This is a genomic window from Agarivorans gilvus, from assembly GCF_001420915.1.
GTDB lineage: Bacteria > Pseudomonadota > Gammaproteobacteria > Enterobacterales > Celerinatantimonadaceae > Agarivorans > Agarivorans gilvus.
On the sequence record NZ_CP013021.1, the window covers coordinates 1,618,549 to 1,640,498 of the forward strand.

General features: G+C 47.4%; 22 protein-coding genes. 16 read left to right on the forward strand and 6 right to left on the reverse strand.

The window, feature by feature from the left end; genetic code table 11:
- Window positions 1-46 precede the first annotated feature (46 nt).
- Window positions 47-1,213 carry an MFS transporter gene (locus AR383_RS07555; protein ID WP_055732580.1) on the forward strand — a complete coding sequence of 389 codons (1,167 nt, stop codon included), beginning with the start codon at window positions 47-49 and terminating at the stop codon, window positions 1,211-1,213.
- Here the strand turns inward: AR383_RS07555 and AR383_RS07560 are convergent.
- Window positions 1,166-3,139 (reverse strand): alkaline phosphatase D family protein, encoded by a 1,974-nt coding sequence (locus tag AR383_RS07560; protein ID WP_157051665.1) that lies wholly within the window; start codon window positions 3,137-3,139, stop codon window positions 1,166-1,168. The two genes, AR383_RS07555 and AR383_RS07560, sit on opposite strands and share 48 nt — an antisense overlap.
- 107 nt (window positions 3,140-3,246) lie before the next feature.
- Between AR383_RS07560 and AR383_RS07565 the strand changes: the two genes are divergently transcribed.
- Complete coding sequence (locus AR383_RS07565) at window positions 3,247-3,546, forward strand: DUF1330 domain-containing protein (RefSeq protein ID WP_055732581.1); 300 nt, start codon at window positions 3,247-3,249, stop codon at window positions 3,544-3,546.
- Window positions 3,547-3,633: 87 nt separating this feature from the next.
- On the opposite strand, the gene AR383_RS07570 is transcribed toward AR383_RS07565, so the two are convergent.
- Entirely contained in the window at window positions 3,634-5,169 is a 1,536-nt protein-coding gene (locus AR383_RS07570) for a methyl-accepting chemotaxis protein (protein WP_055732582.1), read from the reverse strand.
- A gap of 482 nt (window positions 5,170-5,651) precedes the next feature.
- Here AR383_RS07570 and AR383_RS07575 point away from each other — a divergent pair, with 482 nt between their 5' ends.
- The 4 genes from AR383_RS07575 (at window position 5,652) to AR383_RS07590 (ending at window position 11,250) form a co-directional block, all read left to right on the forward strand.
- Window positions 5,652-8,981 carry an alpha-amylase family glycosyl hydrolase gene (locus AR383_RS07575; RefSeq protein WP_055732583.1) on the forward strand — a complete coding sequence of 1,110 codons (3,330 nt, stop codon included), beginning with the start codon at window positions 5,652-5,654 and terminating at the stop codon, window positions 8,979-8,981.
- Window positions 8,982-9,172: 191 nt separating this feature from the next.
- On the forward strand, window positions 9,173-9,451 hold the full coding sequence (locus AR383_RS07580; protein ID WP_055732584.1) for a peptidylprolyl isomerase: 279 nt from the start codon (window positions 9,173-9,175) through the stop codon (window positions 9,449-9,451).
- Window positions 9,452-9,611: 160 nt separating this feature from the next.
- Window positions 9,612-9,785: a restriction endonuclease subunit S domain-containing protein gene (locus AR383_RS07585; RefSeq protein ID WP_055732585.1), complete on the forward strand. Its 174-nt coding sequence runs from the start codon at window positions 9,612-9,614 to the stop codon at window positions 9,783-9,785.
- Window positions 9,786-9,933: 148 nt separating this feature from the next.
- Window positions 9,934-11,250: a ferredoxin reductase family protein gene (locus AR383_RS07590; RefSeq protein WP_055732586.1), complete on the forward strand. Its 1,317-nt coding sequence runs from the start codon at window positions 9,934-9,936 to the stop codon at window positions 11,248-11,250.
- Here AR383_RS07590 and AR383_RS07595 read toward each other — a convergent pair.
- On the reverse strand, window positions 11,247-12,194 hold the full coding sequence (locus AR383_RS07595; protein WP_055732587.1) for a LysR family transcriptional regulator: 948 nt from the start codon (window positions 12,192-12,194) through the stop codon (window positions 11,247-11,249). The genes AR383_RS07590 and AR383_RS07595 overlap by 4 nt on opposite strands.
- A gap of 114 nt (window positions 12,195-12,308) precedes the next feature.
- On the opposite strand from AR383_RS07595, the gene AR383_RS07600 reads away from it, so the two are divergent.
- Together AR383_RS07600 and AR383_RS07605 are read left to right on the forward strand one after the other, a co-directional pair.
- Entirely contained in the window at window positions 12,309-12,542 is a 234-nt protein-coding gene (locus AR383_RS07600) for a hypothetical protein (RefSeq protein WP_055732588.1), read from the forward strand.
- Between the two features lie 2 nt (window positions 12,543-12,544).
- Window positions 12,545-13,474, forward strand: coding sequence for a sodium-dependent bicarbonate transport family permease (locus AR383_RS07605; RefSeq protein ID WP_055732589.1), 930 nt, complete (start codon window positions 12,545-12,547; stop codon window positions 13,472-13,474).
- Between the two features lie 28 nt (window positions 13,475-13,502).
- On the opposite strand, the gene AR383_RS07610 is transcribed toward AR383_RS07605, so the two are convergent.
- Window positions 13,503-13,913: a PaaI family thioesterase gene (locus tag AR383_RS07610; RefSeq protein ID WP_055732590.1), complete on the reverse strand. Its 411-nt coding sequence runs from the start codon at window positions 13,911-13,913 to the stop codon at window positions 13,503-13,505.
- A 113-nt stretch (window positions 13,914-14,026) separates the two neighbouring features.
- Between AR383_RS07610 and AR383_RS07615 the strand changes: the two genes are divergently transcribed.
- Both AR383_RS07615 and AR383_RS07620 read left to right on the forward strand, forming a co-directional pair.
- Window positions 14,027-14,317 (forward strand): DUF134 domain-containing protein, encoded by a 291-nt coding sequence (locus AR383_RS07615; RefSeq protein WP_055732591.1) that lies wholly within the window; start codon window positions 14,027-14,029, stop codon window positions 14,315-14,317.
- Complete coding sequence (locus AR383_RS07620; RefSeq protein WP_055732592.1) at window positions 14,314-14,790, forward strand: NifB/NifX family molybdenum-iron cluster-binding protein; 477 nt, start codon at window positions 14,314-14,316, stop codon at window positions 14,788-14,790. The genes AR383_RS07615 and AR383_RS07620 overlap by 4 nt, the downstream gene beginning before the upstream one ends.
- Before the next feature lie 47 nt (window positions 14,791-14,837).
- Here the strand turns inward: AR383_RS07620 and AR383_RS07625 are convergent, their stop codons facing one another.
- Entirely contained in the window at window positions 14,838-15,737 is a 900-nt protein-coding gene (locus tag AR383_RS07625) for a LysR family transcriptional regulator (protein WP_055732593.1), read from the reverse strand.
- Between the two features lie 83 nt (window positions 15,738-15,820).
- Here AR383_RS07625 and AR383_RS07630 point away from each other — a divergent pair, with 83 nt between their 5' ends.
- From AR383_RS07630 to yghU, 5 genes are all read left to right on the forward strand, one after another.
- Window positions 15,821-16,750 (forward strand): NAD(P)H-binding protein, encoded by a 930-nt coding sequence (locus tag AR383_RS07630; protein ID WP_055732594.1) that lies wholly within the window; start codon window positions 15,821-15,823, stop codon window positions 16,748-16,750.
- 223 nt (window positions 16,751-16,973) lie between these two features.
- Window positions 16,974-17,111 (forward strand): hypothetical protein, encoded by a 138-nt coding sequence (locus AR383_RS21490; RefSeq protein WP_157051666.1) that lies wholly within the window; start codon window positions 16,974-16,976, stop codon window positions 17,109-17,111.
- A 153-nt stretch (window positions 17,112-17,264) separates the two neighbouring features.
- Window positions 17,265-17,480, forward strand: a complete 216-nt coding sequence (locus AR383_RS07635; RefSeq protein ID WP_055732595.1) for a hypothetical protein — start codon at window positions 17,265-17,267, stop codon at window positions 17,478-17,480.
- 80 nt (window positions 17,481-17,560) lie between these two features.
- Window positions 17,561-17,908: an MMPL family transporter gene (locus AR383_RS07640; RefSeq protein WP_157051667.1), complete on the forward strand. Its 348-nt coding sequence runs from the start codon at window positions 17,561-17,563 to the stop codon at window positions 17,906-17,908.
- A 225-nt stretch (window positions 17,909-18,133) separates the two neighbouring features.
- Window positions 18,134-18,991, forward strand: a complete 858-nt coding sequence (yghU, locus tag AR383_RS07645) for a glutathione-dependent disulfide-bond oxidoreductase (RefSeq protein WP_055732597.1) — start codon at window positions 18,134-18,136, stop codon at window positions 18,989-18,991.
- Window positions 18,992-19,034: 43 nt separating this feature from the next.
- On the opposite strand, the gene AR383_RS07650 is transcribed toward yghU, so the two are convergent.
- Complete coding sequence (locus AR383_RS07650) at window positions 19,035-19,805, reverse strand: substrate-binding periplasmic protein (RefSeq protein ID WP_083481537.1); 771 nt, start codon at window positions 19,803-19,805, stop codon at window positions 19,035-19,037.
- A gap of 658 nt (window positions 19,806-20,463) precedes the next feature.
- Between AR383_RS07650 and AR383_RS07655 the strand changes: the two genes are divergently transcribed.
- The gene (locus AR383_RS07655) at window positions 20,464-21,900 is read left to right on the forward strand and encodes a 6-phospho-beta-glucosidase (protein ID WP_055732599.1); all 1,437 of its coding nucleotides are present in this window, start codon (window positions 20,464-20,466) and stop codon (window positions 21,898-21,900) included.
- The last annotated feature ends 50 nt before the right edge of the window (window positions 21,901-21,950 follow it).

Genomic DNA, 21,950 nt, shown 5'->3' on the forward strand with positions numbered 1-21,950 from the left:
GGTTTCCAGCTTACCCTATTGTTCTCTTCGATACTTTGAGTCAGACATGCTTACACTTTCAGAGCGCTCAGCACTACACGGGATTTTCAGTCCGCTACTTGGATTGGCTTTATTTTCAGTGGCTTCTGGCTACTTAATGAGCCTGATCCCACTGGCCTTGGTGTCGTTTTCTTTGTCAGAAGCACTTAGCCCATGGCTGGCTAGTGCTTACTTTGGTGGCTTATTATTAGGAGCTTTAAAGGCACAACGCCTGATCAGCCGTTGCCTGCACCGTGTTAGCTTCATTATTTGCTTGGTCACCTTACTCGCTAGCGTACTACTCATGTACTTTTTCCCCCATGCCGCTGCATGGCTAGTACTAAGAGCCATTGCTGGCGCAGCCACCGCTGGCATATTTGTTGTGGTAGAGTCTTGGCTATTGCTGGTAGATAACGACAAACAACGCACTACGCGTTTGGCCTTATATATGATAACGCTATATGCGGGCAATGCCCTTGGCCAATTATTGATTAGCGCTTTTGGTGTGAGTGGCTTGATTCCTTTTATGCTGGTGAGTGGCTTGTTGGCGCTAGCATTAATCGCCCCCCTATTTACCGCCAACGCAAGTGTCCCCGCTGCGCAACATCAATCGCTGTCCTTGTCTGATATCGCTCGCTTAAGCAAAACAGGTTTAATTGCCTGTTTGGTTTCAGGCTTAGTATTAGGTCCGATTTACGGCTTACTGCCTAGCTATATTAGCCAGTTTACTAACTGGAAGGGCGACCTTGGCCTACTTATGGCCGGCGTAATACTCGGTGGAGTGTTAGTTCAGCCCTTATGTGGGCGGCTTTCTGCCAACTACAATAAAACCCTATTACAAGCCGTGATTGCCTTTATTGGCGTGGCCGCCGCACTGAGCATGCTACTCGCTGAAACCAGCTTCAGTCTTGCAGTAAGCCTGTTTGTATTAGGCGGGGCGGCGTTTTCTCTTTACCCCATCGCAATCAGCCAAGCCTGCTTAAACCAAAGCACCGACAAGATTGTCGCCATCACCGAAATGATGTTGATTATCTATAGCCTAGGTTCTATTGCTGGCCCCTTGGTTGCTGAGTTAGCCAGCGATTCACTGGCCGATCTGCCTTACTACTTCGGTGCCATTCTTGGCAGTAGTACCGTTTATATGTTGCTAATGCTGGCTAAAGGCGCGGGACGCCGCCATATTCCCCAACCTTAGATGTTTAGGCTTACTCCCAGCGGGCGTGTTGCTCATCCATTGCAAAAGCCACCAGCTCCCCTGGCTGGTGAGCTGCCACACCGCATGCGGCGAACCGTCGGCGTTAAGCTCTAACAAGCCTATCCCTGCGGCATTAAGTAAACGCTCGCCACTAGCCGCATTCTCAGGTCGATGAGGTATCACCCGCATACCGCGACGTTTAGTAAACCAATTCAGTGGCGATTTAGGCGAATACAGCCAGCGATTCAGTTTGTCTAGATGATGTAGCAGCGAATCGGGAAACTGATTTTTAATCCCACTGCTGGTAATTTGCCATATCTCCGGCCCTTGCTGGCGCCGGCGTAACTGGATTTGGTAGACAAAGGAATAATGCACATCACCCGAGAGGATCACAAAATGCTGTGGCGTTTTGCCATGACGAAACATATTTAACAAGCTATTGGCCGCACCGGGATGAGCCATCCAGTTTTCTGCATCCACTAACAGGGGTTTACCCAGCCAAGTAAAGATACGTTGAATCACTTCAATCAGCTTTACCCCAAACATCGGTGCGGGGGAAACCAATATGGCGGAATCTAGACCTATCATTTGCTGTTGCAACTCGCATAGCGCCTCCCAGTCCATTAAACCCGATGGTGCATCAAGATTGCGCTCAGAACGCCAACGGTGAGTGCGAGTATCTAGTACCAATAATGCCGGCTGGGTATCCCAACAATAATGCCACTGCGAATGAGACAGTAGCTGTTCAATTAGCTGCTGATGCGCCTCCCCACCCGGCTCCGCTAAACTCTGCTGCAAGCCTTCTAGCAACTCGGCTGGAAAATTATCTGGCGCATTCCCCCACCCCTGACAAAGAAAGTAGCCCGCCATGGCATTACCAATGATCCGCTTGGAAAAGGGGTGACCATAAGCGGCTAACTCCCAAGCCGCGCTGAGATTCCAGTCATCGGTAACATCATGATCATCAAACATCATGGCACAGGGTAAGTGGGCCATTAAACGTTGCACCTTGGCTAGGCCCTGAATAAAGCGCTCTAATATTTCCCGCTGTTGTAAATATTCATCTAATTCATCTAAGGCTAACTCTTCAGGTGGACTCATAGCTAAGTCTTGCCAGCCACTAGGAGACCACACCAACAAATACATGGCTAACATTTCGGCTAAAGAAATGAGGTGGTTATTGGCATGGTCAGAGGTAAAAATAGGCTTTCTCACCCCACTAAACAGGGCCTTTTTCGCAGCCTGCTCGGCCCCCTTTTTAGGTAATAGTGTCTGCCTAGACAAATAGTAACCCTGTTGATGCAGCGCCTCACTGGAGTCAAGTTGGCTGGCTGCAAAGCTTTCATTGGCTAAACCCAAGCGCTCAATGAGGCGGTGTATCGCCACCAGCATCGGCGTTGCCACATCGTCAGCATAAATTTGATCGCCACTCATCATCAACAAACTTGGCCATTGCTCCAGTTCTACATTGGCTAACCAAGCATCGGCCGCGGCTAAACCATCGTCGCTGGGGTGATGGGGTTTACGGCAAGAGCCATGCAACATGCGCTTAACCTTGCTAGTAATAATAAAGCCGGGTAAATCACGTGATGGGTAAGTTAAATCAGGGGCCCAGTGCTGCCAGCCTAGCGACTGGCCTTGCCCTCGCGGAGTAAGTTGCAGGTCATAACTAATCCAAGTATCGCTGGGTAGCGGAGTCTCAAGCTGAATGTCGATCAGATAGTAATAAAGATGCTCTCCTGCCACGATGCTTTGACACTGCTTGCTTAGAGAGCCAGAGTCAAACTGCAGCCTTTGCTCTGGAGACTCAAATACAAGACTCAGCTCCACCGCTTCTGAGCAAGCCAACCAGATAACCACCCTCTGGGGGCTAATATGACGAAGAATGGGGCCGGCTAATACCAGAGCTAAATTTGATGACTGCATAAACAAAAGTATATAAGGCGCCTAGAAAAACACTATGTTATTACTTAAATTTAACAACTATAACAATTTGAGCAAGCGATAAATGCTTACTCGTTCAAGGAGTATTTATGTCGGCCTACATCATCGGTCAAGTCAAAGTAAAAAACCGCGCCTTATGGGAACAATATGTCGCAGGAGTGGCCTTATCTCTGCAAGCCTTTGAGGCCAAAGTGTTAGTGCGCGGTCAGTTTCAACAAGCATTAGCAGGAAAGGCCGATATTAGTGACAGTGTGGTGATTGAGTTCAGCAATAGCGAACAGTTAAACCGCTGGTTTCACAGCAATGACTACCAGCAATTGATTACGCTGCGCGACCAAGCCGCCAGCGTAAGCATTAACAGTTACGTCACAGAGCGACTTATCAAGTAGAATAACTACATCTCAAAGCCTCTGCCTGGTATAAACAACCCACAAACAGCTGCAAAAAACATCTCGAAAGATCAACAGACCCTAGCTCTAAGCAAACATATCCGATAAGGAGGCAATGTCATCGGATTTTTTAGCTAACTCAGTACTACTGCTTTGCAGCTCGTTAGCGTGTTGCCGAGTTTCCTGACTCAACTGGCTAATCCTCGCGACATTTTCTGAAATGTTAGAGCTCACCACCGATTGCTGTTCGGCGGCCACCGAAATTGTAGTGGAGACATCTAATAACTCATTCATCATCGCAGAAATTTCCTCCACCAACTCAGTACTGCGGTTCGCCGTATCAAAACAACTTTCAGCCTGCTCGCGGCTCGATTTCATTCTATCGGCCCATGATGCCAAGCTTTGCTGCATCTTTTGTACTGACTGCTCAATTAAGCGGGTCGCTTGGTGGGTACGATTAGACAAGGCTCTCACTTCATCGGCTACCACTGAAAACCCTCGGCCTTGTTCTCCCGCTCGGGCCGCTTCAATCGCAGCGTTTAAAGCCAATAGATTGGTTTGATCGGCAATGCCTTGAATTTCTCCCATCACCTTAGCGATACCATCAGCATCTTCGGTTAACTCGTGAGCTAGACTTTCCGCCTGTTGAACGTCGGAAGACAAAGCCTGTACCTGCTGCTTAGTTTCTTCCATATTATCTTGCGTTTGCCGACAATGCGATTGCGTTGCCCCCACTTTCTCGGTGGCCTGTACCGTCGAACTACTAATTTCTGAAGCCGTCATCGACATCTGGTGAATCGCGGCGGATAGCTGCTCTAGCTCAACGGTTTCAACATCAACCGCTTTACTAGTGGTAATAGAAATAGACGCCAATTCGTTAGACAACACCTGTAAGCGCTTAGTGGAATCGGCGGTTCGGCCTAATATAGTTTTAATTCTGGCCTCTAACAAGCCAATATGAAAACGCGCCACATCAAAAGGTTCAGCCCCCTCATAAATGTAGCGACTGGGGCTATCGAATGACTTTCGCATCTTGCTAAGGTTAACTGGCGTACTAATCAGCTCATTGTAATTAAGCGCAAACAAGCCAACAAAAAACAGCGACGCATAAAGAATTTCAAAACCCTCGAGGTGGGTCACCGCGCCCCACAAACCGGCCAACAATAATACTGCAGATAGGCCACTGCGCACCCGTCTGGCCCGCCACGCTGGGTCAATCGGCTTGCCTCGATTTAGCTTGCTGTAAATTAATTCAGCACGCTGTTTATGCTCGGCCTTTGGTGCCACCCTCACCGATTGATAACCAATATGCCGCCCTTCTTGATAAAGCGGTGTAACATAAGCATCAACCCAGTAATAACGGCCGTCTTTACAACGATTTTTTACCATACCTCGCCAAGCTTCACCGGCTTTGAGCTTAGCCCATAAGTCGGCAAAGGCGGCTTTGGGCATCTCTGGATGGCGAACAATATTGTGATGTTGGCCTAACAACTCTTCCAATGAATAGCCGGCGATCCTACAGAACTCATCATTGGCGTAGGTAATATCCCCTTGTAAATCGGTAGTTGAAACTAACTGAGCATTTTGGTCGTACAATACTTCTTCATCTAATATTACTGGCATATCCATTTACCTTATTATTATCGATAATTTAAATAATAGTTTTTAACCAGCAAAATGTAGAAAAAAATAAACTAATGTTGACATATTGTTACCCTGCGCAAAGTTCTCAGCCCGCCAGCCACCAATACGCTGCCCACAAGCGCGGTACTAAGCACAACTAGTTGGTCTAAACCATTCCTTCTCCTAGAGTTCAACGCACACGACACAAACAACCAAAATCAGAGTTTTATACTAAAAACCAAAGCTATTACTTACATTTAAGAAAGATAATTTATGTAATAATATGACAAAAAACATGAAATCCTTTTCAATCACAAAACCGTAATAAAGATTTGATAGGCTACTCAGTTTTATCACTTTCTTGTCTATTTTTTCCCCAGAGCTTGTATGGTCGCTCAGTAAATAACCACAAGAGTTATTTTGGCTAACAGCTAATAACTAGACCAACAACTAGTACAACTAACATTCGATAAGGAAAAACAATGAACAAGGTAGTGTTACTTGGTTTGTTGACGGCCTCATTGTCTGCTCAGGCAGAATGGGAATTCCGTGGCACACCAAATGGTTGGCAAACCACCGCAATGGAGCAAGTCTCCAGCACCCAATTCGAAACCTGCCAAACCTTCGGCAGCAACGACCCTCGCTTCAAAATTGACCGCTGGGGTAATTGGCAAGAAGCTTACCCAAACTCTGATTACCGTGTATCTAGCGGCAGCTATCTAATCACCTTCTACAGCGACAGCAAATATATTGAGCTTAGCTCGGTGGCCAGTTGTGACAGCAATCAAGCCCCAACAGCGGTAATCTCTCCTAGCGGCGCGCAAACGGTAGAAGCGGGAAGTAGTATCACCTTCTCAGCGTCCGGCTCAAGTGACGCCGATGGCAGCATCGCTAGCTATAGCTGGAGCACTGGAGAAACCAGTGAGACCATCACGGTTAGTTTCGAGACTAGCCAAACTATCACGCTACAAGTCACCGATAACGAAGGCGCCAGCAGCGACATCGCTAGCGTAGACATCACCGTGGCTGGTGAGGAAGCAGCAGTATGGTGTTTCCGCGGTACGCCAAATGGCTGGGGCCAAACCCCACTACGTCTAGATTCAGGCTCTGGTTTGTATACCCTTACCCAAGCCTTTGCTGGCGAAGAAAGCCCAGCTCGCTTTAAGGTAGCGGCTTGTGCAGAAGATGGCAGCTGGGGCGAAAACTACCCAAGCCAAGACTTCCAAGTTAACGACAACACCAACTACAGCATTAGCTTCAACGCTTCCTCTAAAGAAATTACTGCTGAAGAAGTGGTGATTCCACTTAAACCTGAGCTTGCCGTTAGCCCTGGCAGCAGTGACTTTAGCGGCGACAGCATCGATGTAACGCTAAGCTACAACGGCGAAAACGTCACTACCGCCGAATACACCCTAAGCACAGCCGCTAGCACCGAGGGTGTTGCGTTTAACAATGGCGATGTAATCAGTATCGGTAGTGAACTCGCCATTGGTGAATTTGTAGAGCTACAGGTTTATGTAGAGAACGCTCAAGGTTCGGTTACTCAAACCTTCACTTACAACAAAATCGAAGTACCAGAAACGGGCTTCACCGTTTGGTTGAAAGCGCCAAGTGACTGGAATCCATCTATTCACCACTGGGATGCGCTACCTGCTGGCTCTGAAGACGACACCGCATGGCCGGGCGATAGCATGAGCCCACTTGGCGAAGACTGGTACGAGTTTGTCTTTGCAAACAGCGACTCAAGCAGCATCATCTTCAGCAACCAGGGCGGCAGCCAAACTGAAGACTTATTCCGTGATAAAGATGGCTGTTACACCATTAGTAGCCAAAGCTGGGAAGATAGCTGTGACCTTCCATCTAACGATGCCAGTGTTAGTATCAACCCAAGCATTACTACCTTCTGGACCGATCAAGTTAGCATAACTCTAAATGCAGCTGGTGATGATGTGACGGGCGGTAGCTACACTCTTGATGGTAGCGACCCGGTTAATGGCACCGCCTTTAGCGACGGAGACAGCATCACAGTGGGTAGCAATCTTGCCGTGGGCGAATCACTACAAGTGTGCCTCTACGCAGAAAATGCCACCAGCAATGCTAGCCAATGTTTCAGCCTAAGCAAAGTAGAGCAACCCGCAGCCTCTAACTTTACCTGGGACAACGCCAGCGTTTACTTTGTAATTACCGACCGCTTCAACGACGGTAACCCAAGTAATAACAACTCTTATGGCCGCCCTAGTGTTGATGCAACAGGCAAAAACATTGGTACCTTCCACGGTGGTGACATCGCTGGTTTAAGCCAAAAACTAGACGAAGGTTACTTCAGTGATTTAGGTATTAATGCCATTTGGATCACCGCGCCTTACGAACAAGCCCACGGCTTTGTTGGCGGCGGCAGCGATGGTGACTTTGCTCATTACGCCTACCACGGTTACTACGTGCAAGACTACACCAACCTTGATGCCAACATGGGTACCCCTGCTGAATTCAAGGCCTTTGTAGACAAAGCACATAGCCAAGGCATTCGCGTAGTGATGGACGTGGTAATGAACCACGCTGGTTACAATACCCTAAAAGACATGGAGGAGTTTAACTACGGCTCTGCTTCCACCTCTTCTAGCTGGACGCCAAGCAACGGCGGCAACTGGTTTGGTTACCATGACTTCATCAACTATAACGGCGACGAAAACCTATGGTTGAACTGGTGGGGTAAAGACTGGATCCGTGTGGGTCTACCCGGCTATGACGCCTGTGGTGGTGATGACCTAACCAAGTGTTTAGCTTACCTACCCGACTTTAAAACCGAGTCTACTCAAGCGGTGGGCGTTCCTACCTTCCTAGCCAATAAAGCCACCTTTGGACAAGGTTACTTAAGTGACTACCAAGCGAACGGCAATAAACGCGTTCGTGATTGGATCACTGAATGGCTAGTGCAATATGTTCGTGACTACGGCATCGACGGCTTCCGTGTAGATACCGCCAAACACGTCACTTACGACAACTGGGCTTACCTCAACCAACAAGCTACTGCTGCGCTTAACGAGTGGCGGCAAAATAACCCAGAACTTCCCGGTGCCGACTGGACTGACGAATTCTGGTCAACGGCTGAAGTTTGGGGCCATGGTGTAGGTCAATCAGACATTCACACAACTGCCAACTTTGATTCGGTAATTAACTTCAGCTTCAAGGGATTGATCGATGGTATGGTCAACGACACCAATACCATGATGAATCAATTCGCCAGTTATGCCAATCAAGTCAATAGCTCTAGTGATTGGAATGTGCTCAGCTACATTTCTAGCCACGATACTGGTTCGGTGTTCTACAACGGCGACGACACTCGTCAAAAACGTGCTGGTACAGCCTTGTTACTACTACCGGGTGGTGTACAAGTGTTCTACGGTGATGAACTAGGCCGAGTGAATGGCGATGGCGGCTCTGATGCTGACCAAGGCAGCCGTTCAAGCATCGACTGGAACAAAGCTGGTAACAGCGTTCACCAACACTGGCAAAAAGTGGGTCAATTCCGCCACGACAACCCAGCTGTAGGTGCTGGTCAGCATTTCACACTCACTGGCCAGTCTAGTGGCCAAGCCTTTGCCCGTACTTGGACTAACCCAATCTCTGGCGAAGTGAACAAGGTAGTGGTAGTGCTTGATGGCACAGGTACCGTTAACGTGAACGTAGACAGTTACTTCGACGACGGCAGCAGCGTACGCAACGCCTATGATGGTTCAATCGCCATTGTTAGCAACGGCAGCGTAAGCTTTGACGCTGGCAGCGAGGGATTAATCCTAATAGAAGCGCTATAAGCATTAGCCTTTACTTCCATAGTTTGCCGCTCATTATATGAGCGGCCTTTTTTTGTCTGAAATATACCCTTTGCGCTAAGCCAGCTAGCGAGATTTGACAGCCACAGCCCCACCCTCTACATTTGCTGTTCAGGCTGAGCCGTAATCATTACGACTCAGTTTATATTGCGACAATCAACAGAGGACATCTCATGCCAAGAGCAAGCGCACGCCACATTCTAGTAGACAGCGAACAACAATGTTTAGAGCTTAAACAACAGATTGAACAAGGCGCTGCATTTACCGACATCGCTAAGCAATATTCTAACTGCCCTTCTGGCGCCAATGGCGGTGAGTTAGGCGAGTTTAATCAAGGTGATATGGTGCCCGAATTTGATACCGTGGTATTTAATGAAGCCTTAAATACCGTGCATGGCCCAGTGAAAACCCAATTTGGTTACCACTTGTTGGAAATTACCAGCCGTAGCTAAGCACATCTAAGGTACAGCTTAAGCTGTGCCTTTCCCACTCAATTGCGTAGGCGATACAAGCCATTATTTCGCACCGCGCCTGCCTTTGATCTTAAGCCTCAATCCTTGCGTCATTTATTGGTATACTTAGCCAAGTAAGCAACATTAACGAGACTCAAGCATGTTAGATAATCTGCAAATTCCCGAAGGAATTAAGCAAGAGCCCGAGCTACCGGTTCCTTCCATTGAGGAACAGAAAAAAGTTGTAGCCGAGCTAAAGCGCTTAGAAGAAGCCGGAGAATTAACCCCGGAAATTCTTGAAGAATTTATGACCGGTAAACGTAAACCGGAATAATTCGCCAAAAGGTAGAGCCAAGCGCTCTACCTTTTTTATTTGCCCCTTTCTATTTACACCGCGCTTTTACACTACTTTACAGCTCCTTTACCTAAACCTACCTTGCAGCTCTTATACTGAAACAAGTAAGCAGTATAGGGGCAAAAAAATGGCTAAATTTAATTGGCTAATTGCAGCACTAGTCGTATTGATAACAACACTGTGGCTAGCAGCAGAGCCTGCGTTGTTTTCTAGCACAGATTTTTATCAATGGCGTTCCGCACTGGTGCAATACAGTGGCATGCTCACCGTAGGCTTAATGAGCCTATGCCTGCTTTTGGCTTTGCGCTTACCCTTCATCGAACAACTCACTCAGGGCTTAGACCGCTCTTATCGCATTCACAAATATCTGGGCATTGCCGCCGTCACATTAGGCTCGGTGCACTGGTTATTGGCGATTATTCCTAAACAACTCGTCAAAGCGGGTTTATTAGATCCTCCCATCAAAGGTCTCGGCCCGCGCAATCCCGACAATTTTTATGCCTTAATTAAACCGCTGCGCCCGCTGGCCGAGCAAGTGGGTGAATATAGCTTTTATGCTTTTGTGGTACTGGCCGCCATCGCCTTATTAGGCATGATTCGCTATAAAAGCTTTCGCTACTCTCATAAGTTAATGGCAGTGGCTTATTTGGCCATTGCTTTTCACTCCAGCATCCTCATCAAACACAGCTATTGGCCCTATTCTATTACCTTGGTGAGCCTAATGTTGATATGGTTGGGGGTAGTGGCGTCCTTCTATAGCTTGTTTGGCCGAATAGGTAAAAGCAAACAACATAAGGCAGAAGTGGCCAAGTTTAGTTACCTAGAAAAAAGTAAACTACTGGATTTGCAAATCAAGGTGCCACACTGGCCGGGTCACCACAGTGGTCAATTCGCCTTTTTGCGCTTTGCCGGAGAAGAACCGCATCCCTTTAGCATTGCCTCGGCTCCCGCTACGCAGCCTTTACGCTTCTTAATTAAAGAACTGGGAGATTTCACTGGCCAATTGAAGGCTCGCTTAGTTAAAGGCCAAGTGCTGTCTATAGAAGGCCCCTACGGTAACTTTAATTTTTCTGAGAAAAGCCCGCAATTATGGTTAGCGGCGGGAGCGGGTATTGCCGCCTTTACCGCCGTCTTACAGCAGCGAGCCAACATGCTTAATCCGCCCCCTGCCTGCTTGTATTTCTGTTGTGAAGGCGCAGATGCCAACTTTGTTAAGCAACTACAAGTACAGGCTCAGGCCGCTCAGGTCGATTTTAAACTGATCGATAACACGCTGCAGGACTGCTTGAGCTTTAGCCAACTTCAACAAGAAGTGCCCGATTTATTCAACCGAGAGATTTATTTCTGCGGTCCGGTTCAGTTTGGCAACAGCATACAGCAACACTTACAGCGCAATGACTACGATTTACGGCATTTTCACCGCGAGTTGTTTAGTTTTCGCTAAGAAACCACAAACTGTTGATCGCTAGTGAATAACTGAGAGCCCTGCTGTTTAACGTAACTTAAGAAACGCTCGGCAATCGGTGACATTGGCCGCGATTTTCGCCGTACTAAATACCACTGGGTTTGGATCGGCAGATGCTCTACCGAAAGTACACTCAAACCAGAGAGTCCGCCGTAACTCAGGGTATGCTCCGATAAAATCGACACCCCTAGACCCGAAATAACCGCGTGCTTAATCGCCTCATTACTCTCAATGGTCATGCGTACATTGGCAGTAATCTGGTGCTCCGCCAAAAAGTCGCTTACCGCATGTTCGGTGCCCGAACCCGCTTCTCGCATCAAAAAGGGATAGCGCGAAAATTCAGCTAACGAAATGGCGGTTTGCTGGGTTAGCGGATGACGCTCTGGAGCAATGGCCAGCAGGCGGTTGGGTAAGAAGTCGATAAGCTCTAAATCGGGATCTTCAGGTGGATGACTAAATACATAAAAGTCGTCTTCGTCGGCTACACTTCGCTCAATCGTTTGAGCGCGGTTCCCTACCTTAAAGGTGATATTTAGCTCAGGAAACTGCTCAGAAAACTCCCCCACCAAGTGAGGAATGAAGTACTGTGCGGTGGTCACCACCGCCAAAGACAGCTCGCCAGTTTGCACCCCTTTAAGCTTATCCAGGCGAATATTTAAATACTCAAAACGCCGCAAGATCTCACGGGCTTCTTCCACCACCAGCATACCCGCTTGGGTAAAACGTAGGGTTTTTCCCGAGCTGTAATACAGTTCCAACCCTAGGGTTTGTGCCAGCTTAGTTAACTGCATTGATACCGTAGGCTGAGTTAAATGTAACAACTGTGCCGCTTTGGTAATACTGCCCTGTTCATACACGACCACCAGTAATTCTAGTTGCCTCACGCTGCCAATATGGCGGTGTGAGCGATAAGCATTGAGCATTTGTCTAGCACCAATAATAGATAATGATCTATGAATTATATAATTATTATCTAGTTTTATCTATTTGATATAGATCACATAATCTCGGCGTATTCAACTAAGGGAGAGAAGTAAATGTCTAAAGCTCAATTGATTTTCGGTTTAAGCAGCGGCTTACTACTGGGCGGTGCAGGCGCTAGCGCTTGGCAAGCGGGCTTGATTGGACCCAGCCTATTATTGGTGGGTCTAGGGTTGTGTAGCATTAATGGCGCAGCTTACATCAAGGGGACGCTTCGCTCAGCCAAACCGGCACGCCAACACCTGTTTAATCAGCATCTAGTCTCTGCTTCTAGCCAAAGTGGGAAGTAACCATGCAAATTGATATTGTTGTTGGCTTTTTCGTATTGGGTGCGGTCGCAAAATTACTCAAAAGCGATCTTAAACTGCCTAGCGGCTTATACCAAAGCTGCCTGATATTTTTGCTGTTAGCCATTGGCCTAAAAGGTGGTATCGCGTTAAGCGCCTACGGCTCACTAGATGTTATTCCGCAATCTATCGGGGTGGTAATATTTGGTGCCAGCCTACCCTTACTGGCCTTCCCGATTTTATATTACATTGGCGGTTGGTCACGCTTAGATGCAGCCGCTACGGCGGCCCACTACGGCTCGGTCAGTGTTGCCACCTATGCAGTAGCGGTAGCTTATGCGCAATCTTTCGGTTTAGATTACGAAGCCTATTTCGCCCTATTTGTGGCCTTACTCGAAGTACCAGCCATCATCGTGGGTATCTTAATGGCCAAACGCGGCATTCGCCTGTCCGAACTAAAGCCAGTATTGATTGAAGCCCTGCTTAACAAAGGCGTCGTTTTATTGCTGGGTGGACTGGCCATTGGAGCTTGGGCAGGCGAGCGCGCCAGCTCAGTAATGCCATTTTTTGGTGAACTATTCCATGGCATATTAGCCTTATTCCTACTCGAAATGGGACGCGTAGCCGCCGAACGCATTGGTGATATTCGTAAGCAAAGTGCCTTTTTACTCAGCTTTGGCATTAGCATGTCGGTACTGGGCGGGATCATAGGCGGACTGCTGGGTCAGCTGCTAGGTTTCTCCAATGGCGGTATCTTCCTGCTAGCGGTATTAGGCAGTAGCGCCTCCTACATCGCGGTGCCGGCCGCCTTTGCGGTAGCACTGCCTAAAGCCAACGCCAGCATTTCAATTACCTCGTCACTGGCGATTAGCTTTCCCTTCAACGTATTGGTGGGCATTCCGGTCTACCTAGCGTTAATTCAGCACTTTGGCTAAAGCGATAAGCGAAGGCAACTGCCTTCGCTTAACTGGCGGCGCAAATAAACTTAGCCTGCGCTTTTGCCGCCAGTTCTCCGGCCACTTCAATCTTCCCGGCTAAGCAATAGACCCCTCGGCGCTCACTTAACAGTTCGGCGCTCAAACTCATCATGCTTCCTAGCGCTATTGGCCTAACAAAACGTACCTTTAGCTCGGCGGTATAGGCTTGTATACCCATGCGAAACAGTTGATGCACCATGGCCGCATCTAATAGGGTGCTGATCATTCCGCCATGCAACATCCCTTGATAACCCTGATATTGCTCACCCAAAGCGAGCTCAGCGCTTAATTGATGTTGATTTAGCGCATGAAAACTCAAGCCTAATGATTGAGGATTGAAACGCGGATCGCCACACACCATGCAGCTTTTGTGACTTTCTGGAGAAAAATTTTGCATATGATTTCCTTAACTTGCTCAACCATTAATAGCATATGCCAAAAATAATTAATAGAAATAATTGGCATATGCCAATTATTGTTATAAGGTAAAAGTGTTAATAAGGAGTCACTATGCCAAGACCAAAGAAAGGCCGTCGCATCTGCGGAAGCGCAGCACACCACTGTTTTAAACCCAATGGCGTGCCATTAAGTAAGCTGAAAAAAATAAGCATTTTACCGGAAGAACTAGAAGCTCTGCGTTTAGCTGACTACCTCAACATGAGTCAGCAACAAGCGGCCGAGCAAATGGCCATATCGCGGCAAACCTTTGGCAACATTGTGAATCAAGCTAGATACAAAGTCGCTGCCAGCCTTATTGAAGGTGGCGCCTTACTATTTGATGATAAGGAACAAAACCTATGATTTATGCCATCCCCAGCAAACAAGGGCATTTATGCCAACATTTTACCAAAGCCGAGCAATTTTCACTGATTGACCATAACAATAGTCTGCTCGCCAGCGTCGATAATCCCGCAGCACAGGCCGATGCCTCTTGCCACGACAAAAGCGCGATAGTGCAGTATTTGCAGAGCATGAAAGTAGAAGCCGTGATAGTGAAAAACATCGGCGAGCGCCTACTGGGCAAACTGCTTGACGCCGGTTTAAAGGTATTTCAAGTGAATCAAATTCGGCCCTTAGCGTTATTGATCAACAGCCCCATGCAGCAGCTCAGCGAGCCAAGCCAAGGCCGCCCATCGATACAGCATGCCAAAAAAGCCGAATGCGGCCAGCAACATCAAAACTGTGACCATCAGGGCAGCGGCGGAGCCAACCAGCGTGGCTGTCATAAAGGAAAGCAACACGGCCAGCACTCTGGTAAACGCTGTTGTCACTAAGCCGCTGTGAGTTGCCGATGAACTAGCGCCATCGGCAGCTTCACCAGTCAAGCCTGATCGCCAGAGCCATTAAATAAGGCGCTTAACTTGTCTGCCAGAAAGTCCATTAATACCCGTATTTTTTTGTTGTACTGAACATCCCGATGGCACACTAAGTAAATCGGTAAATCAGGTAATTGAGCATCCAGAACAAGCGCTTCTAAGCCAGCTTGTTGGGCAAGCGTTTGATGAGTCGCCACAATACCAGCTCCTTGCTTGGCCAACTCCAGCTGCAAAGGAAGAAAGTCACAACGAAACAAAAACTGGTGGTTTTTTATCTCGTACCCTAGCTGACGCGCCCCCTCTTCAAATTGGGGGTCTCGGTCATACCCCAGCACGCGATGCTCAAATAAAGCCGCTAGGTCTTTCGGCCGTCCATGTTGCTCCAAGTATGCTTTGCTAGCAAAAAAGCCTAGTGGTAAGGAATAGATTTTTCGGCACAACAAATCCAGCTGACGCGGTTCAAACATACGGATCGCCACATCGGCATCACGCTTATCCAAATTACTGGCTCGATTGCTCACCACCACCTCTAAGGAAAGCTGTGGATAGGCTTGCATAAAAGCGGGTAAAACTTTAGGCAAATAGTATAGGGCCAGTAACTCATTCACCGCTAAGCGAACTGAGCCTTGTAAACTCGTCTGCCGCCCGGCAGCTATACGTTGCAAACGCTCGGCACTGGCCTGCATACTTTGACATTCTTCTAATAGGCTTAAGCCGAACTCGGTCAAGCATAAACCCTGAGTACTGCGATTAAACAAACAATGACCTAAACGCTGCTCCAAAGCCTGCAATTGCCGACTTAAGGTGGGTTGAGACACCTTTAACTGTTGAGCGGCTGAACTCAAACTGCCATGTTGAGCTATCGCCAGAAAGTACTGCCAACCTTGCCAACTCTCTTTATTCATTTTTGTATATCCAAAGATAAAAATCTGCCATTCACTATTTAATTATGAATCATAAAATAGGCTTGTCCAAGGGAGGAACCAACATGAAAAGCGCATTAATACTGGGAATAAGCGGAAACTTTGGCCTACAAATGGCCTTAGCCTTAAAACAAGCCGGCTGGCAAATTAAAGCGTTGTTGCGCCAGCCCAATAAAGCCCCTAGCTGGTTAAGCCAACAGCACATAGTGGTGGGCGATGCCTATCGGCAAAATGATGTAGCTAAGGCGGCACAACAGGTTGATTTGATAGTGTATGGTTTAAATCCGGCCTACCAACATTGGCATCGGGACGCCTTAAGGCTATTGGAACCCAGCGTAAAAGTAGCCGAGCAACAAGGGTTGAAACTGCTTTTCCCCGGCAATGTGTATAACTTTAGCCCCAGTTCGCGAGCCATCAACGAGTCGCAGACCATGCTAGCCGTCACCGACAAAGGTAAGCTCAGAATCGCCATGGAGCAGCGTTTGTTAAAGGCCAGCCAACAAGGAGCACAAATCACCATTGTTAGAGCCGGCGACTTCATTGGGCCGAATACCCATTTCACTTGGCTCGATATGCTACTAAAACCACGCCAACAGCACTTTCAGATGGCCTTCCCCCACTCGCCCGAACACCGCCATTATTGGTCCTACTTACCCGATTTATGCGCCAATAGCGTACACCTGCTAGAACAACAGCAGGCTCATTTTGAACAGTGGCATGATCCCGGTTTAGTGCTTAGCCAAGCCGATTGGCAACGCGCTTTTGCTGCAACCGGCCGAGAATTACGTTGCACTCGTTTCGCCTGGTGGCGTTGGCAAGCCCTATCCCCCTTTGTTCCTTTGCTAAGGGAAGTGCTGAAAATGCGTTATCTATGGCAACAAGAGCTTATCCTCAACGGCCAAAAAATGCGTCACAGCCTAAAAGAGAAGCTGCAACAGACGCCTTTAGAAGAGCTGCTTGGACAACTTCAGCAAGTTAAATCAGCCAAGCCATAGCCTAAAACCCAATACTTTAAGTGGCCGAAAGCTCTAGTGTTGTTGCGTGTTTTTCACTTTTTTAGCTATGCGGCAGTATACTATCGGGCTGTATTGTAAAAGCTAAAAATGATTCGTAAAGCATCCTATTTTTTCTAAGCAGGGCTGGCCATTTGCGCTGGCCGCTGCGCTAATCATACTGTTAACTTACTTCGCTCTGGTTTACAGCAAAGCCAATTTTGCGGTGAATTCAGATCTTGATCGTTTGGTTAAGCAAGAGGCGCCATGGAAAGATAATTTAGTAAAAACCAGTCAAGCGTTTGATGATACCGACAATACCTTGGTAATTGTTATTGCTGGCGAGCAGCGCCAACAGGTGTAAGAGCTCACCGAGCGTTTAGTCCAAGGCTTTAAAGCAGAGCCTATATTTAACGATGAGTTTGCTCCCACTAGCCTCGATTGGTTTAAACAGCAAAGCCTATGGTTTTTACCCGACGATGAGTTTGCCGCCTTTAATGCCAATTTGGCCGCCCTGATGCCCCACTTACAGGCGGTGATGGTAGTGGTACAGGGCTTTGGCATTCGCTCCTTGCGGATCATTCTGGCCAGTTACAGCGCGGTATTGGTTGGCCTAGTTTGGAATCTCGCTCTCGGGCTGTGGTTGGTTCTACAACACCGTTTCCATCGTCTTTTGGGTCATGTTTATTGGGCTTGGGCTCGATTTTGTTATTCACTTTTGTCTACGCCTTAGGGAAGAACAGGCTAAATACGCGGATAATATAAAAAGCTTACGGGCGGCGCTACGCGGAACCCTATCGCCATTGAGTTTATGTGCTCTCTACCATGGCGGCGGCTCATTGGACTGGCATGGCACTAAACATGGCCAATATTATCGTGATTCCACTGATCTTTGGTTTAGGCGTGGATAACGGGAGCCACATAGTTGAACGCTTTCGCTCGGTGGCCTCGGTACGGGCATTTTATCAGTCATCCACCCCTAAGGCGGCCATTCTGAGTTCCTTAACTACTATGGCAACCTTTGGCTCACTTTTGTTTGCCGAACACCGAGGAATGTATAGCATTGGTTTTTTGCTTAGCATCGCCATTGGCTTCTTACTACTCTATAGCCTTACCGTGCTACCGGCACTGCTGTTTGGCGTTAAACAACACGCAAAATAAGCTACCACCTAGCTAGCTTAACAGCCCCTAGCAATAGCCCGCTCCTTCGCAACAGTAAGGAGTGGGCTACACTCTCTACATCAACCAAATCCTTAGCGAGTTAATTGATTAGGGCTTTGCTCTAAACTTAACTTTAACAAGTAAAAATAAATGCGCAGTTGCGCTTTTATTCGCCACATTCGCCCTTATATCTAAATAACTAGCACCCATAGCAAAGGAAGATCGATGACTAACGAATATATTCCACCTAAGGTGTGGACCATGGATACCGAAAATGGCGGCCAGTGGGCCAGTATCAATCGGCCAGACTCAGGCGCCCGCCACCAACAAACCCTCCCGGTAGGCTCAAACCCCTTACAACTGCATTCGATGGCCACGCCCAACGGGCAGAAAGTCACCATTATGTTGGAAGAATTATTACAGCTTGGCATTAGCGAAGCCGAATATGATGCCTATATGATTAACATCGGCGAAGGCGATCAGTTTTCCTCAGGCTTTGTTGAAATTAACCCCAATTCCAAAATTCCCGCCTTATTGGATAGGTCTGGAGAGCAGCCAATTCGTGTGTTTGAATCGGGCTCTGTTTTGCTTTATCTCGCAGAAAAATTTGGCCACTTCTTACCCAAGCCAGGGGCAGCCAAAACCGAAGTGATGAATTGGTTATTTTGGTTACAGGGCTCGGCTCCCTACTTAGGGGGCGGCTTTGGCCATTTTTACGCCTACGCACCAGAGAAATTCGAGTATCCGATCAACCGCTTTGCCATGGAAGCCAAACGCCAGCTTGATGTATTAGATAAACAACTGGCCCAGCACCCTTACATTGCCGGCGAGCACTATTCAATTGCCGACATCGCTATTTGGCCGTGGTACGGCAATTTGGTATTAGGGAAACTTTACGAGGCAGCTGAGTTTTTAGATGTTACTAGCTATACGCATGTATTACGCTGGGCTAAGCAAGTGGAGCAACGCACCGCAGTACAGCGTGGCTGCATGGTAAACCGCAGTTGGGGCGAACCATGGGAGCAAGTGCCAGAACGGCATAGTGCCCAAGACATTGACACGGTATTAAGTCAAAAACCTTAACTCGCTGTCGGTCTAAAAACGCCAGCGTAGTTTTTAGACCGGCTCAATCTATCGACAATACACTATCACCGAGATGGCTTAATACTCCCTCACCAATTAGCTTATCCAACCAATAAGCATTGATGTTATCTAACTCACCGTTATTACTGATAGCCTCAAAGGCCTGCTGCCACAGAGCATAATCGTCAAAGTGTTTAGACAAACCAATATAAACTGGGGAGGTTTTAATAAAAGCAGTATTTTTGAAGCTGCCTTCAGCGATGCCAAGCTCCTTACTCAAGATACGGGCGCCACTGAGATTATAAACAATCGCATCAACTCGGCCTTTTTCCAAAAAACGTAGGTTTTGCTGATGACTAGAAGCCAACTTATAATTAGTTAAACCCTGCTGTTCTACCCAGGTAGCCCGAATATCTCCTCTCACTACCCCTATTGAGTTAAAGTCTTCCAGGTTATTGCTGTCAAAATAGCTGTCACTGCGCGTAATCACGTACCAGCTTTTTTCCATGACAGGTCCTATCCACTGCAGCTCTTTATCGCGCTCGGCAGTTTTGGTAAACGAAAAAATTGCCACGTTGTCATTAACCAAGGCGGTTTTTAAGGCCCTTGCCTCTGGCAGTACCTCTAGCGCAAGCTCTTTTCCCATGTAAGCATGCATGGCGCGAACAATATCGACCACATAGCCCTCTACGCTACCGTCTTCAGTGACATAAGCACTGGGCGGTTCGTCTACCGTAATCACGCGAGTAGCGGCTTCAAGCGATGGCTGAAACATGTATAACAATGTCAATATCAGCACACTGAATCGTCTCATAATTGGGCTACATCTCCTAAGAACTCAATTAACAATATATTGCAAGCAAGCCAAATTCTCACTCATTATGCTAAGTCTAGCTCACATAAATTAGACATATACAACAAAACACTAAGCACTAAAACAAACACAGCATAAAAAATAAAATCAACCTACTCCTAAAGAGGTATAAAACTGCGTTAAATCAACAAGACAACATCAAAGGCCAGCGCTATAGCGCTAGTTTGAAGCAGTTCAACAAAGTGAGATTTCACTGCATAAAAATGAAAATTTGCAGTAGTCATGTAGCTGCAGATCGAGTATTACTCGGCGCAGTCGCAGATGGCTCAGCCCAATAATCTCAGTCACCCGTAGTTGTGACAAGATTTTGTAGAATCGCGCTGTACTAAAAAATGGCTGATAAGCTATATGAGTAAATCAAACACCTAGCTCAGCAGACTATTTTATTTGCCGAGGCACCACAGCAAGATTTAGTGCCTTGATTCAGCCACTGCTATGAGCCAATCTCTACAAACATGCGGGCCTAATAGAGCATTTGTCGACTAACACCAAGTGGCTCAATGTTTTGAATCGACATTGAGGTGTTTTACTAAACGCATATAAAAAAGTTATTAGCGTCGACTAATATCTAAACATAATAACGATATTGAGGCTCAAGATGGAACCAACTAACAAACTTCCCAAAGATTTCTTATGGGGCGGAGCAGTAGCAGCCCACCAAGTAGAAGGTGCATGGAATAAAGATGGCAAGGGAGTCAGCATTGTCGATGTGCTGTCAAAAGGCGCCCACGGTGTAGACCGTATCATTACCGATGGCGTGCAAGACGACGTGATGTACCCCAACCATGAAGCCGTTGATTTTTACTCGCACTACAAAGAAGACATAACCCTGTTTGCCGAGATGGGTTTCAAATGTTTTCGTACCTCCATTGCTTGGCCCCGCATTTTCCCTAATGGCGACGAAACCAGCCCCAACGAAGCGGGCTTACAATTCTACGATGAGCTATTCGATGAACTATTAAAGTACAACATCGAGCCGGTTATCACTCTGTCTCACTTTGAAATGCCGCTACATCTAGTTAAACACTATGGTGGCTGGTACAACCGCGGGCTCATCGAGTTCTTTGTTAACTTCAGTCGTTGCGTATTTGAGCGCTACCAAAACAAGGTGAAATACTGGATTACCTTCAACGAAATTAACAACCAACGTAACTGGAAAAACCCCTTGTTTGGATACTGTAATTCGGGGATGAATTACACCGAATTTGAGCATCCAGAACAGGTCATGTATCAGGTAATTCACCACCAGTTTGTCGCTAGCGCTCTGGCGGTAAAAATTGGTCACGAGATCAACCCCAAGATGAAAATTGGCAGCATGATCCATATGATGCCGCTGTACCCTGCCACTTGTAAGCCAGAAGACATGATTCAAGCGCAACAATCGATGCGCGAGAAATACCTATTCAGTGATGTGCAAGTGCGTGGTCACTACCCTCGTTACATTGAAAAAGAATGGCAGCGTAAAGGCATTCAAGTAGACATGGCCGAAGGTGATGCCGAAATCCTACAAGCCGGCTGCGCCGACTTCCTAGCAATAAGCTACTACATGAGCAACATTGTTGATGCCGTGCCGCCTACAGACGAAGTGAACCCTTTGTTTGGCGCCAGCCGCTTAAACCCGAATTTGGAAGCGTCTGAATGGGGTTGGCAAATCGATCCGGTAGGTCTGCGTTATGCCTTGTCTGAGCTATATGAGCGTTACGAAAAACCTATTTTCATCGTTGAAAATGGCTTTGGTGCGGTAGACGAAATTGAGCCAGGTAAAACCATTAACGACGATTACCGCATAGCATACTTAAGCCGCCATATTGCCGAAATGAAAAAAGCCGTCACCCTCGATGGCGTAGAAGTAATGGGTTACACCCCTTGGGGCTGCATAGACTGCGTTTCTTTCACCACTGGTGAGTACATGAAGCGTTATGGCTTTATTTACGTCGATAAACATGATGATGGCAGCGGCGACTTTAGCCGTGCTAAAAAACAAAGTTTTAGCTGGTATCAACAAGTCATCGCCAGTAACGGTGAGATCATCTAAGCAAATAAAAAGGGGCGAATCACTCAGTATTCGCCCCGTTTATTGATGAA

Bases quoted from the DNA above. Each gene is read 5' to 3' on its own strand.
- AR383_RS07555 (WP_055732580.1), top strand. From the start codon at position 47: ATGCTTACACTTTCAGAGCGCTCAGCACTACACGGGATTTTCAGTCCG.
- AR383_RS07560 (WP_157051665.1), bottom strand. From the start codon at position 3,139: ATGCAGTCATCAAATTTAGCTCTGGTATTAGCCGGCCCCATTCTTCGT.
- AR383_RS07565 (WP_055732581.1), top strand. From the start codon at position 3,247: ATGTCGGCCTACATCATCGGTCAAGTCAAAGTAAAAAACCGCGCCTTA.
- AR383_RS07570 (WP_055732582.1), bottom strand. From the start codon at position 5,169: ATGCCAGTAATATTAGATGAAGAAGTATTGTACGACCAAAATGCTCAG.
- AR383_RS07575 (WP_055732583.1), top strand. From the start codon at position 5,652: ATGAACAAGGTAGTGTTACTTGGTTTGTTGACGGCCTCATTGTCTGCT.
- AR383_RS07580 (WP_055732584.1), top strand. From the start codon at position 9,173: ATGCCAAGAGCAAGCGCACGCCACATTCTAGTAGACAGCGAACAACAA.
- AR383_RS07585 (WP_055732585.1), top strand. From the start codon at position 9,612: ATGTTAGATAATCTGCAAATTCCCGAAGGAATTAAGCAAGAGCCCGAG.
- AR383_RS07590 (WP_055732586.1), top strand. From the start codon at position 9,934: ATGGCTAAATTTAATTGGCTAATTGCAGCACTAGTCGTATTGATAACA.
- AR383_RS07595 (WP_055732587.1), bottom strand. From the start codon at position 12,194: ATGCTCAATGCTTATCGCTCACACCGCCATATTGGCAGCGTGAGGCAA.
- AR383_RS07600 (WP_055732588.1), top strand. From the start codon at position 12,309: ATGTCTAAAGCTCAATTGATTTTCGGTTTAAGCAGCGGCTTACTACTG.
- AR383_RS07605 (WP_055732589.1), top strand. From the start codon at position 12,545: ATGCAAATTGATATTGTTGTTGGCTTTTTCGTATTGGGTGCGGTCGCA.
- AR383_RS07610 (WP_055732590.1), bottom strand. From the start codon at position 13,913: ATGCAAAATTTTTCTCCAGAAAGTCACAAAAGCTGCATGGTGTGTGGC.
- AR383_RS07615 (WP_055732591.1), top strand. From the start codon at position 14,027: ATGCCAAGACCAAAGAAAGGCCGTCGCATCTGCGGAAGCGCAGCACAC.
- AR383_RS07620 (WP_055732592.1), top strand. From the start codon at position 14,314: ATGATTTATGCCATCCCCAGCAAACAAGGGCATTTATGCCAACATTTT.
- AR383_RS07625 (WP_055732593.1), bottom strand. From the start codon at position 15,737: ATGAATAAAGAGAGTTGGCAAGGTTGGCAGTACTTTCTGGCGATAGCT.
- AR383_RS07630 (WP_055732594.1), top strand. From the start codon at position 15,821: ATGAAAAGCGCATTAATACTGGGAATAAGCGGAAACTTTGGCCTACAA.
- AR383_RS07635 (WP_055732595.1), top strand. From the start codon at position 17,265: ATGCCCCACTTACAGGCGGTGATGGTAGTGGTACAGGGCTTTGGCATT.
- yghU (WP_055732597.1), top strand. From the start codon at position 18,134: ATGACTAACGAATATATTCCACCTAAGGTGTGGACCATGGATACCGAA.
- AR383_RS07650 (WP_083481537.1), bottom strand. From the start codon at position 19,805: ATGAGACGATTCAGTGTGCTGATATTGACATTGTTATACATGTTTCAG.
- AR383_RS07655 (WP_055732599.1), top strand. From the start codon at position 20,464: ATGGAACCAACTAACAAACTTCCCAAAGATTTCTTATGGGGCGGAGCA.